This window comes from Halobacillus kuroshimensis DSM 18393 (assembly GCF_000425705.1).
Classification (GTDB): Bacteria; Bacillota; Bacilli; order Bacillales; family Halobacillaceae; genus Halobacillus; species Halobacillus kuroshimensis.
In genome coordinates this window covers 884,573-896,986 of the sequence record NZ_AUDY01000008.1, presented here as the reverse complement: position 1 = coordinate 896,986, position 12,414 = coordinate 884,573, and the positions used below count along the sequence as shown (strand labels likewise).

Sequence of the window (12,414 nt, the reverse complement as noted above, 5' to 3'; positions counted from 1 at the left end):
GGAGGTATTAGTGTGAAAACAACGATTTCAGAAGCAGCAAAACATATTGGAGAAGAAGTCACCATTGGTGGCTGGTTGAGTAATAAGCGGTCAAGCGGAAAGATCGCCTTCCTGCAGCTCCGTGATGGTACAGGATTCATGCAGGGGATCGTCGTAAAAGCGGACATCGGCGAAGAAAAGTTTCAGGAGGCCAAAGGGCTTACCCAGGAAACCTCCCTTTATGTGACCGGTGTGATTGCAGAGGATACAAGGTCCCCCCTGGGCTATGAAATGCAGGTGACAGGGTTTGAAGTGATTCAGGAAGCGGTCGACTACCCGATTACGCCAAAGGAACACGGAACAGAATTCCTAATGGATCACCGCCATCTGTGGCTCCGTTCCAAGCGTCAGCATGCGGTTATGAAAGTGCGGAACGAAATTATCCGCGCAACGTATGAGTTTTTCAATACAAACGGATATGTCAAAATTGATCCACCAATCCTGACCGGTTCCTCAGCAGAAGGATCCACGGAATTGTTCCATACGAAGTATTTCGAAGAGGATGCCTATCTTTCTCAAAGTGGACAGCTCTATATGGAAGCGGCAGCCATGGCCTTCGGACGCGTTTTCAGTTTTGGACCAACGTTCCGTGCGGAAAAATCCAAAACCCGTCGTCACTTGATTGAGTTTTGGATGATTGAGCCGGAGATGGCCTTTATGGATCATGAGGACAGCCTGAAAGTCCAGGAACAGTATGTCAGCCATGTGGTCCAGTCAGTATTGGACAACTGCAGAATCGAACTCGATACGCTCGGCCGTGACACAGAAAAACTGGAAAAAATCAAGGCACCGTTCCCTAGAATCAGCTACGATGATGCAGTAACACTGTTGAAGGAAAAAGGCTTTGATGACATTGAGTGGGGAGAAGATTTCGGTGCACCGCATGAAACGGCGATTGCCGAAGCATATGACAAACCGGTGTTCATCACGAATTACCCGGCAGAAATCAAAGCGTTTTACATGAAGCCGGATCCGGAACGTCCGGAAGTAGTATTATGCGCAGACATGATCGCCCCTGAAGGGTATGGAGAAATCATCGGTGGGTCCCAGCGTATTGATGATCTTGAACTGATGAAACAGCGTTATGAAGAACACGGCCTCTCCGGAGATGCCTATAAATGGTACCTTCAGCTTCGTGAGTATGGCAGCGTGCCTCACTCAGGTTTTGGACTGGGGTTAGAACGGACAGTCGCCTGGATCGCAGGTGTCGAGCACGTGCGTGAAACCATTCCATTCCCGCGTCTGCTTAACCGCCTGTATCCATGATAAAATAGACGGCAGAGAAAAACACCGATGTCCAGCCTGAGGCTTATCGGTGTTTTTCATTCCATGAGCAAGTATAGGAACGGAGGGATTCATTTGGGAAAATACCAAAGCTTTCAAGACATCCTTGATAACCAAATAGTCGTTCCCAAACAGCTGCTGATGCATTATCACCAGTTGAATATGGATGAAACCGAATTGGTTGTCCTGCTGCAGATTCACAGGTTCGGAACAGAAGGAAATGATTTTCCGACACCTGAACAAATCGCAGAGCATTTATCTATCACAAGCCAGGACTGTTCAAAAGTTCTGCGCAGCCTTATTCAAAAACGATTGATGACCATTGAGCAGAACCATAATGAACATCAGGTGCTCAATGAGCGTTATTCTCTTGAACCATTATGGGAGAAACTGTTCACCGTGAACACAGCGCGTCCGCAAAAGGAAACGAATTACGAGGATAACATCTTTCCATTATTTGAACAGGAATTCGGCAGACCTTTGTCACCATTTGAGATTGAAACGATCAACATCTGGCTGGATGAAGAGGAGCAGTCACCAGCTTTAATTAAAGCGGCATTAAGAGAAGCTGTATTGATGAGTAAGCTTAATTTTAAATATATCGACCGGATTTTGAGGGAATGGAAGAAAAAAGGAATCCGCACGGTGGAGCAGGCCAGGGAGCAGGGAAGGCAGTTCCGTCAGGGTCAGCCCGCCCAGCGGACACAGAACCAGGAAAGAAAAAAGAGAGATATTTCTCTCTATTACAACTGGCTGGAGGAGGATTCATAAAAAAGGCTCATGTTAAATAAATCACAAATTCGTTACTGCCTGGATATTTTCGAATCGATGTATCCGGATGCTGAATGTGAATTGAATCATACCAATCCATTTGAACTTCTCGTAGCTGTCGTCCTATCTGCTCAGGCGACGGATGCGCTGGTAAACAAAGTGACACCGGATTTATTCTCCAAATATAAAAGTCCCGAAGATTATGTGAACGTACCGCTGGAAGAGCTTCAGAATGACATTAAGCGGATCGGCCTATTCCGTAACAAAGCCAAAAATATTAAAAAGCTGTCGGAAACCCTGCTTGAAAAGTATGACGGCGAAGTTCCCCCCACGAAAGAACAGCTGGAAAGTCTTGCCGGGGTGGGGAGGAAAACGGCAAATGTTGTTGCTTCGGTTGCTTTTGATGAACCAGCCATCGCAGTAGATACACACGTAGAGCGTGTTTCGAAACGGCTTGGCATCTGCCGCTGGAAGGACTCCGTCCTTGAAGTAGAAAAAACATTGATGCGGAAAGTCCCTGTAGAGGAGTGGAGCGTCACGCATCACCGGATGATCTTTTTCGGACGCTATCACTGCAAAGCCCAGCGCCCCAACTGTGAAGAATGCCCGCTGCTTTCCCTTTGCAGGGAAGGGCAGAAGAGGATGAAGAAAAAAGAAAAAAACGCATAAAAATACCCGTACGCATCATAGCGTACGGGTATTTTTTTACTCTTCTTCATCTTCTTCATTCTGTTGTAACTCTGTGTCATTTTCTTCCTGAGGGGGCTGCTCTTCTGAGCCGCCTTCATCAGAATTTCCTCCGGAATTTCCATTGTTGGTGTCCGGATTGCTGTTATCTTCATTATTCTGCTCGCTGTTTTCGTTCTCTTGATTGTTCTCCTGTTCTTCTTCAGGGGTGGTTTCACTATCCTCACCGCTGCCTTCTTCTCCAGCGGAGTTTTCATCAGATTCTCCGCTTTCTTCTTCTGCTGGTTCCTGCTCATCAGAAGGCGGTTCTTCATCACTATTTTCTTCGTTCTCTTCGGTTTCCTCCGGTTCTTCTTCCGGTTCTTCATCTCCGATAGAGCCAGGTGTCTGAACACGAACAGTGGCAGGATCGCTGTTTTCAGCTTCTTCGTTATCACTGATGGCAACGACCGAGAATTCATAGGTGGCAGCAGGATCGATGCTGGTAATTTCCACGCTGGTATCCTTCGTTGTCGTAAGCTGTCTGCTTTCACTGCCGTTAATGGATGCAGCGATACGGAAGGTCACGCCATCACTACTGCCATAATTCCAACTCAAATCAATCGTCGATGACTCTTCATTGAATTGACCGGACAATCCTTTAACTGGGTCAAGCTTTTGGAATACCTGTGACACTTTGGATGGTTGATTGTCTACATGGAAGAGCTCTGTAACAATCCGGCTTTCCGGTGTATAATCACTCGGAAGGCGGGCAGGATTGGATCCTTCCTCAACATCCACCCAGGCTACGGAATCAGGTTTCGTAAAGTCAGCTGTATCCGTGCCTTGAGATATCTGGGTCATCAAAGGTTTAAATATCTGTTTCGGAATATTTCTAGCTGCATCTGACAGTCCACGGGAGTTATCTTCTCCATACCCCGTCCAGATGGAGATGGAATAATTCGTCGTATAACCGCTGAACCATGAGTTGTTGGCTACATCTCCAATGTTCGTGGTTCCTGTTTTCCCGGCTTCTGTAAGGTTGGGAACGTTGGCAGCCGAACCTGAGCCTTCACTCATCGTCGTCTGCAGCATGTTGGATACCATATAAGCCGTCGCACTGCTCATAGCTGAAGTCGGTTCAGGTTTTAAATCAATCGTACCTTCTCCGGGAATTTCAACACTTTCAACAGTGTAGGGCTCCACATAGACGCCTTCATTACCGAAGGCCGCATAAGCACCTGCCATCTGCAGGGGATTCATACCTGTTGATCCTCCTCCAATGGCATCGTTCAAGGACATGCCTTCTTCTCCGAAATCAACGCCGAGTCCTTCGGCAAAGTCTTGAGCCTTATCCACGCCGACTTCCTGCAGAAGTTTAATGGTAGGGATGTTCAGTGAGCGGCTTAAGGCATAGCGGGCAGAAACCCATCCTCTAAACTGATTGTCAAAGTTATTCGGCGACCAGTCACCAAAGTCTGTCTGTTCATCATTGAGCTGGTGATAGGTGGAAATTTTATTGTATTCAACCGCCGGCCCGTAAGCAGCAATCGGCTTGAAGGTGGAGCCAGGCTGACGGTTGATATCCGTTGCAAAGTTAAAGCCTTCTTTCTGATAGTTCCGTCCTCCACCGATGGCTTTGACAGCACCTGTCTTGGTATCCGTTACAGCAAGACCGGTTTCCAGTTCATCGTCTGGCCAGGAAATACCGCCTTCATCGCTGAGGAGCTGCTGGACATAATCCTGTGTATCCGTGTCCAAGGTTGTATAAATGTTCAATCCGTCTTTGTAAATATCAGCGCCATCCATTTTTTCCTCAACTTCCTTGGCAACTTTGTCAATGAAGGCCTGATAAGGAGTGGCTTCTTCCTGTTGCCTCTCGATCAGCATGTCCTCAATTTCAACATTCCTTGCTTCATCAGCCTCGGCTTCTGTGATTTTGCCGTGCTGTACCATCAGGCTCAAGACTGTATTCATCCTGTCTTTGGCGAGATCCGGGTTTTCAAAAGGCATGTATCCACTTGGACGCTGGGGCAGACCTGCAAGCAAAGCGGCTTCCGGCAGGGTTAGTTCATTCAGGTCTTTTTTACCGAAATACGTTTCTGCGGCTTCTGCTACCCCGTAGGCACCTGCGCCGTAATAGATCTTGTTCAGGTACATCTCAAGAATTTCTTCTTTGGAATATTCCTGGTCGAGTTTAATGGCCAGATACTGTTCCTGAACTTTCCGCTTAATCGTTTTTTCTGTTGTCAGGAAGGACTCCTTGACAACCTGCTGGGTAATTGTACTGGCACCTTCAGCTCCAAACCCGCCTGTGATGTTGGCTAGAATGGCTCCGCCGATTCTTTGGAAGTCAATACCGATATGATCGTAAAAGCGGACGTCTTCCGTTGCCAGCACAGCATCTTCCATGACCGCAGGAATATCATCGTACGTAATTTTTGTACGCCTTTCATCCCCGGCGAGATCAGCAATAAGCTCACCGTCATCGTCATACACTTTCGAAGAAAATGGATCGGATAATTTCTCTTCATCCAGAGCGGGGGCGGAAACAGCATAATAAGTAAATAATGCACCGACACCGATCATCAGAACGATTCCTATGGTTAACAGGGTCATAAAGATTTTTTTGAACTTTGATGTTCCTTTAGTTTTTTTCGATGATTTCATTTGTTTTCGTCGTGCTGTACGCGACTGGCTATCGTTTGCCATGTTACATATCCTCCATTTCAGAAATAAAGCTTATCCAAAACCCCGGCGTAATCAATCCGGGCCTGGTAACGAAAAGGAATACGAAAACCTTCCTTGTCAATACTGTGGTAGGGGATCGATTTCCGACCTCCGTTCTGCTGGTCATCCCAAAAGGCGAACAGCGTTGAAGAGGGTAGAAGATAGACCTCATCCCTGGGGGTGAATTTAATAATGAAAAAGCTGATGCCCCCGTGTTTTTCCACGGCTTTCATATGATCCACCTGATGCTGATGGACATTGCTGAGTGGAAAAGACGTTTTGTTCTTCGTCTCCTTTGCCTCAAAATCAATGTACCTGCCACGATAGACACCATTATAGTCTGTCGTGGACGCCTGTTTAAAATAAGCTTCCTTAATAACGGCTGCACTGCGCTTTGGGTAATCCACCTGAACAATCTGAACGGGTGTCGGTTTTTTGTGGATGACCGCCATTCCGGCCTGCAGATAATATTCATTCGTTAAATTAATGTCTTCTTCAAGGGTCATCCCTCTGTTGCTGAATTCTGGTTTTGTCTTTCCTTGGGGAGCAGCATGACGGCTTGAGCTGCGTCTCCCGTTGGGATAATTCAATGTTTTTCCCTCCCTGTAGCCATGAGAGTATCATACCAAAATTTACGCTCCACGCATATATACTAATGGTTCAATTCTTATAGACGTTTGAACCAGAGGAAAGTTTCATTTTGTCACAATTCCGACACAGAAAGATTCAGCACCAGGGAAATTTCCCTATGAACAGACATGTTAAACCTGTATATATAGTCCTTCGAAAATCCCTTTGCGTTTGTGAGGATAAAAAAACTGCTGCTAAAAGAAATAGCAGCAGCATCATCCTTATGTGGCCGGACGGTTTTCTCCCGCCAGCTTAGGATTGTCAGTCTCGGCTTTCACCGGTTTTTTCTTCTTCTTATCTTTTTTCCCTGCCATGTGGACTCCTCCTTTAATGTCGAAGGTATTAATGGATTTGACTTGTTTTGTTGCTTTAGTTCTAGTCTTGTCATTCCTAAAGGAGATATGCACGGGGAAGAGAATTTGTTACGTATCCAATAAAGGGGGAGATGCCCATGACCAAGCCGATTGTCGTCACGCCTGAGGAATTTGAGCGTCAGCTTTTCCAGCTGCAGGAAAAATTCTCACTCCTTGAAAGAAGAATGTCCTTGAAAGCGGATGAAATTGTTTTTTCCATGACAGTCGCCCACCGGAAAGAAGTGGATGAGTTAAAGGAAGAGGTTTTGAACCTGCAGGGAGAGTTGAGGCATATGAAAAAAGAAAAACGCCAGGCTTACATGGGAAGAATCGCGCAGCAGGCCAAAAAAAGGTCTGTCGGATAAAATTGATGCCATCCCTGCCCACATGATAAAGTAGAAGGGAAAGGTGTGGGAGGATGTCGTTAAAAGAATATACACGGGAATTAAAATCCTTAATCGATCAACAGCATAAACGCTTTCTCCAGACAGATGGACCTGTGGACAGAAACAACCGGGATTTCTTCGCTCATGTGAAGGAAAAAACGAAACCGATGTTCGAGGTCAACCATCAATGGATGGAGGAAGCGGAGCAGTTTGTGAAAAATAGAGAATCGTCCGTTCACCCGAATCAGGTGAAATCGACACATGAAAATATTGAGATGATCATTCTCCACAGCTATTACTTGGATGTGGATCGCAAACGGTTCAAGGAATTATACCAGTCATCCCATTATGTGCTGGATATGATTTTGAGTGATATCGAAAAAAGATCATCGTAAGAGATAAATAAAACCGGAGCTGATGAAGTCAGCTCCGGTTTTATTTGTTATGCCCGCTTTTCCCTTTTCGTCACTTTTGCGAAAATCAAATAGAAAGAAGGAACGAGCAGTAATGTGAGTATTGTGGAAAAAGCAAGTCCCGAAACGATCGATACAGCTAATGGTCTGAATAAGACATCGCCGGAAAAGATGATCGGAGTTAATGCAGCGATGGATGTCAGGGAAGTCAGGACAATGGGCCGGATTCTGGCACGCCCTGCTTCAATGACAGCTTCTGCCGTCGTCGCATAGGAGCCGAGGTTCTGCTCAATGAATTCCACCAGAATGACGGAATTTCGAACGACTATGCCTGACAAGGATACGATACCCAGTACAGCCAGGAAGCTGAGTGGTTCTCCTGAAACGAATAGTCCTACAATGGCACCCGTGACAGCGAGGAATACCGTTCCGGTAATCAGCAGCGGCATAAACAGGGAGTTGAATTGAACGGCAATGGTTAAATAGATCAGGAACAGAACGATTACAAATAACTTGGATACTTCAATGAAGAATTCCGTCTGCGCATCATTCTGTCCGGTTTCTACAAGAGAATAGCCTTCAGGCAGGTTCTCTTTAATAGAAGCAGTCACTTCTTCAGCTTTACTGGAAAATTCATCCTCGGAACCTTCCTGTGGATAGGCTTCGATCGTTAATGTGCGTTCTCCGTTCAAGTGAGGGATGACTCCGATGCCTTCCGTTTCCTCAACAGAGACTACTTCATCCAGTGTGAACGTCTCAGGTGGGCCGTTTTCACTGCTTGAAGCAGCTACACGGAGTTCTTCAAGAGCTGCTCCTTCTTCGCTGCCATCATCGAGGATGACTTGGAGAGGCAGGCGTGTGACGCCATTGTCGAATGTACCCAGCGGTGCACCCGAATTGGCCAGCTGAAGCTGGGACACTACGGTATCGACAGCAATTCCATTTTCAGCAAGCAGGGATCTGTCAGGGATATATTCAACAAACGGCTGATTTTTATCAGCGTTGATGGTTACAATTTCGGCTTCTTCAATAGAGGAAAACTCTTGCTTGGCCTGCTCAGCCGTTTCAAACAGCTGATTGATATCAGGGCCTTGAATTTTCACTTGAACAGGAGGAGAAGGCGGCGGACCTGACACGATGGTCTCCAGGAATATTTCCGCATTTGGAAACTCATTGCGAAGCGGTTCCTCCCATTTTTCAATAAAAGCGGAAGCGCTTGTCTCATCCCTGTCCACCCGGACGAGCACCTGTCCGGTATTTTCTCCAGTCTGCTGAAGTCCGGAGCTGAACAGGTTCGGAAGACCTGTACCTGCATAAGTGGCTGTTTCTGTTACGGGTTCCTCCGAATCCTCGATAAAACGAACCATATCCTGCAGGGTTGTCTCTGTGTCCTCAAGCGTTGTTCCTTTCGGATTTTCCACATTGATGGTTACTTCAGGTCTGTCGGCAGCCGGGAAAAATTCAAATGGAATTTTAACGGCAAGCAGAGCAAGCAGGATGCAGATCACGATTCCTGATCCAGCTGTCACCCATGGCCGTTTCGTCGTTTTAGGAAGCAGACGGCCGGCATAGACACGCTCAAGCCGGTCAAAAAGTCCGCCCAGCAAGCCTGTTTTAGATTTTTTCTTTTGTTTGGTCCTGCGTTTCCTCGCATACTGTACCGTTGGAATCAGTGTGAGTGCGATGATGGTGGAAGCGGTAATCGTAAAAATCAATACAGAAGGAAGCGCTCGAATGAAATCGCCGTTGGTCCCTGAAAGGAACATGAGCGGAAAGAAACTGAAAATGATCATTAATGTAGATGTCACAATTGATTTCCCAACTTCTCTTACTCCTCGTACCGTTCCTTCAAGAGGGCCGTCTCCCAGTTGAAATCTGCGTTGGATATTATCGTTGACCACGATGGCGTCATCAACAAGAATACCGATGGCTATGATCATGCCGATGATGGAAATCTGGTTAAGGTCAACTCCTACATATGGCAGTGGAATCAAGCCGATAACGATGGAAACCGGTATAGCCAGTGCCACCAGAACGGCCGATGATAGAGGCAGACCCAGTACCATGATTACGATAACAGCAAGAAGCGATATTCCAAAGGAAGTGATTAAGTTCGTAAACACTTCTTCAATGACGGTACTTTGTGTATAAAATTGTTCGACTTCTATGTTTTCAGGAAGGTCGCCGCTCAATTCCTTTATCTGCCCGGTGATCTGTTCCTGTAAAGCGGATATGTTGACGCCTTCTTCGGCGAGAATCGTTACAGAAAGAGCCGGCTTTCCTTCGTAAATAATACGGTCTTCCAGTGCTTTGTCTGTGACCGCCGTTTCCCCTACATCGGATAAGGAAAGAGGGGAGCCGTCAGCGCCGGTGCCTATATTTAACCCGCCCAGTTCCTCTGCACTTTCGTACTTTTGAAACAGCAGCTGCTTGATTTCACCATTGGTTTCCTCTGTTCCAATAGCGGAAGGACTGATTTCCTGCTGGAGTTTTTGAATGACAGCCACAGGTGTGAGCTGGTTTTCCGAGAGGGCTTCATTGTCTAGAGAAACGGTCAACTGCTCGTCCGGCAGCCCTTTGACCAAAATCGACTGGACCCCTGTGATGGAGGTGAGTTTTTCTTCCCACACCTTTATGTCACTGCGCAGGTCATAAAGACTTTCCTGTTCATCTGCAGTCAGGTTATAGGAAGCGACAGCAGACATAGTCGTGTCTGTATTGACTTCAGGTTCCTGAACCTCATCAGGGAACCCGCGGGAAACATCGGATACGGCTTGTCTGATTTTAGAATTCACCGTATCCACAGATGCCCCGCCTGCCAGGGACGCTGTCACAGAACCGAAGCCTGATGTAGAAGCGGAGGTGAGTTCGTCCACACCTTCAAGCGAGGATAATTCCTCCTCAAGAGGGTTGATTATGGTACTTTCCACTTCCTGAGGCGTGGCTCCAGGGTAAACCGTGGAAATAGAAGCGACGTTCACGTTAATTTCAGGGATTTCCCTTTTGGGAAGCTGCAGGTACGTAAAAATACCTGTAAACAATAATAGTAAGATAAATACCCATACAATCTTGTTGTATTGTAAAAGTGTCTTCATGTGTTTTCCTCCCTTATCTTATTCTCTATGTGCTTCTCCAGTATACGCTTTTTTCCGACACATGTGTCAAATATCAATCTGCTCAATGTGCCGGGTTCTCTCTATTGAAATCGCTTTACTTTTGTTTTTCATTCATATATAATGACCTTCCCACTAATAGGGAGGGATGACGTTGGAACAAAAACAATTGATGAAACATGCCGTTGAAGCCAGAGGTACGGCTTACACACCTTATTCTAAATTTCCTGTAGGAGCAGCGCTCATTACAGAGGACGGCAGCCTTTATACGGGGTGCAATATTGAAAATGCCGCGTATCCGGTGTCCTTATGTGCAGAGCGCGTGGCAATATTCAAAGCCATTTCCGATGGACATAAAAAGTTCAAGTCTCTTGCTGTAGCGGCTGACACAGGAAGGCCTGTACCTCCCTGCGGATCCTGCCGCCAGGTGATGAGTGAATTTTTCGATTCCTCAGTAGCGATTTATACAACCAACTTAAACGGTGATTCCAAAACATTTACGATGGATGAAATCCTGCCGTTTTCCTTTGCACCTTCTGATCTTCCGGAAGAGTAATGGATCATGATGACGATAAAGGCTGTCGAAATTACGGCAGTCTTTCTTTTATGTATTCTCTGACATTCTTTGGACGTTGGAATGTGAATCAGCGACTTACGTATGCTTTCTACCGTACAAAAGAAGCTCATTCCCTTTCCAATTATTGGTGTACAAGCAGAGGGAGAGGGAGATATGATGATTTCGCCTAGTACATCCTTCCCGTTTATGACATACGCTGATAAGGAATAACAGAACAAGGAGTGAAGGAGAATGCATCATCATTCAATGCATGACTCGTGCGGCTGTGGACCGATGTCACAGTGCAGCAACCGCTGTCCAATTGTATGTCCGGTCCAACATTGTGTTGTAGACAATTTTTTCTGTGAAAATCAGGATTACATTCACCCGACACACATTCTCGTAAGAAACAACCACCTGTTGAACAATAACCATTACTTCCCATACATGGTTTCCGAACAAAACAATTTCCAAACGCAGGAATTTGCCTACCCTCAAGGGTCTTCTCCAGACTATAATTGGATGGAAAACATGAACCAGCAGGGTGCGGGCCCTATGGGAGATATGGAAGAAGGCGGAATGGCAGATATGAACGGACAAATGCCAATGAACCAGATGCCGGGAATGAACGGAATGAACGGCCAGATGCCGATGATGAATCAAGGTCAGATGCCCGGTATGAACGGTCAGATGCCGATGATGAACCAAGGTCAGATGCCTGGGATGAACGGCCAAATGCCGATGATGGGTCCGGGGTTCGGAGAGTAAATCAATAAGCCACCATACCAGTGGCTTATTTTCTTTTTGCCTTAAACCTAGGTAAAATAGGGAAAGCAAGGAACAAATGAAAGGCGGTGCGGCCGTGAGAACGTTAGTGGTGACCGGTTACAAACCCATGGAAATAGGGATATTCAAGCAGCAGGATGATAAAGTCTCCTTTATAAAGGAAACCATCAAAAGGCGTCTGGTTACATATATCGATGAAGGTCTTGAATGGGTGCTTGTTTCCGGGCAGATGGGTGTGGAACTCTGGACAGCTGAGGTCGTTCTTGACCTGAAGGATGAAGATTATGCGGTCAACCTCGGCGTCATTCCTCCTTTTGAGAACCAGCAGGAGCGCTGGCCGGAAGATCTGCAGATGATTTATGAGGAAGTTACGATGACGGCTGATTTTTACCAGCCTGTTTATAATAAGGGATATGAAGCACCGTATCAGTTCAAAGCGAGAGATCAGTTTCTTATTGAACACTCGGATGCCTGCCTCGTTTTATATAATGAAGAGACCGAGGGCAGTCCGCGCTTCTTTCTAAATATGGCAGAAAAAGCTGTGGAAAAAGGAAATTATCAGATTCTATATATTACCCCGTTTGATTTGGAGGAAACCGTTGAGGAAATGCGGATGGCTGATCCGGATTTTTGGAGTCAGTGATTTTTTTATACAAAAATGAAATTGACAATTGGGGCTCCATTTGA

Annotated in this window: 11 protein-coding genes; 8 read left to right on the top strand and 3 right to left on the bottom strand. The window is 46.2% G+C overall.

Annotated features, from left to right (window positions below; translation table 11 throughout):
* The first annotated feature begins 12 nt into the window (after positions 1 to 12).
* From asnS to nth, 3 genes are all read left to right on the top strand, one after another.
* Entirely contained in the window at positions 13 to 1,305 is a 1,293-nt protein-coding gene (gene asnS / locus H615_RS0106525) for an asparagine--tRNA ligase (protein ID WP_027954389.1), read from the top strand.
* Positions 1,306 to 1,398: 93 nt separating this feature from the next.
* Positions 1,399 to 2,094, top strand: a complete 696-nt coding sequence (locus H615_RS0106520) for a DnaD domain-containing protein (protein ID WP_027954388.1) — start codon at positions 1,399 to 1,401, stop codon at positions 2,092 to 2,094.
* 9 nt (positions 2,095 to 2,103) lie between these two features.
* Positions 2,104 to 2,763, top strand: a complete 660-nt coding sequence (gene nth / locus H615_RS0106515; protein WP_027954387.1) for an endonuclease III — start codon at positions 2,104 to 2,106, stop codon at positions 2,761 to 2,763.
* Positions 2,764 to 2,799: 36 nt separating this feature from the next.
* On the opposite strand, the gene H615_RS0106510 is transcribed toward nth, so the two are convergent.
* Positions 2,800 to 5,472 carry a PBP1A family penicillin-binding protein gene (locus H615_RS0106510; protein WP_027954386.1) on the bottom strand — a complete coding sequence of 891 codons (2,673 nt, stop codon included), beginning with the start codon at positions 5,470 to 5,472 and terminating at the stop codon, positions 2,800 to 2,802.
* Positions 5,473 to 5,489: 17 nt separating this feature from the next.
* Positions 5,490 to 6,080 carry a Holliday junction resolvase RecU gene (recU, locus tag H615_RS0106505; RefSeq protein WP_027954385.1) on the bottom strand — a complete coding sequence of 197 codons (591 nt, stop codon included), beginning with the start codon at positions 6,078 to 6,080 and terminating at the stop codon, positions 5,490 to 5,492.
* A gap of 491 nt (positions 6,081 to 6,571) precedes the next feature.
* Here recU and H615_RS0106495 point away from each other — a divergent pair, with 491 nt between their 5' ends.
* Both H615_RS0106495 and H615_RS0106490 read left to right on the top strand, forming a co-directional pair.
* On the top strand, positions 6,572 to 6,838 hold the full coding sequence (locus tag H615_RS0106495; RefSeq protein WP_027954384.1) for a hypothetical protein: 267 nt from the start codon (positions 6,572 to 6,574) through the stop codon (positions 6,836 to 6,838).
* Between the two features lie 53 nt (positions 6,839 to 6,891).
* Positions 6,892 to 7,254: a DUF1798 family protein gene (locus H615_RS0106490; protein ID WP_027954383.1), complete on the top strand. Its 363-nt coding sequence runs from the start codon at positions 6,892 to 6,894 to the stop codon at positions 7,252 to 7,254.
* A gap of 47 nt (positions 7,255 to 7,301) precedes the next feature.
* Here H615_RS0106490 and H615_RS0106485 read toward each other — a convergent pair whose 3' ends face one another.
* The gene (locus H615_RS0106485; RefSeq protein ID WP_027954382.1) at positions 7,302 to 10,367 is read right to left on the bottom strand and encodes an efflux RND transporter permease subunit; all 3,066 of its coding nucleotides are present in this window, start codon (positions 10,365 to 10,367) and stop codon (positions 7,302 to 7,304) included.
* A 172-nt stretch (positions 10,368 to 10,539) separates the two neighbouring features.
* Here H615_RS0106485 and H615_RS0106480 point away from each other — a divergent pair, with 172 nt between their 5' ends.
* The 3 genes from H615_RS0106480 (at position 10,540) to H615_RS0106470 (ending at position 12,370) form a co-directional block, all read left to right on the top strand.
* On the top strand, positions 10,540 to 10,941 hold the full coding sequence (locus H615_RS0106480; RefSeq protein ID WP_027954381.1) for a cytidine deaminase: 402 nt from the start codon (positions 10,540 to 10,542) through the stop codon (positions 10,939 to 10,941).
* A 252-nt stretch (positions 10,942 to 11,193) separates the two neighbouring features.
* On the top strand, positions 11,194 to 11,709 hold the full coding sequence (locus H615_RS0106475; protein ID WP_027954380.1) for a CotD family spore coat protein: 516 nt from the start codon (positions 11,194 to 11,196) through the stop codon (positions 11,707 to 11,709).
* A gap of 94 nt (positions 11,710 to 11,803) precedes the next feature.
* On the top strand, positions 11,804 to 12,370 hold the full coding sequence (locus tag H615_RS0106470; RefSeq protein ID WP_027954379.1) for an SLOG family protein: 567 nt from the start codon (positions 11,804 to 11,806) through the stop codon (positions 12,368 to 12,370).
* The last annotated feature ends 44 nt before the right edge of the window (positions 12,371 to 12,414 follow it).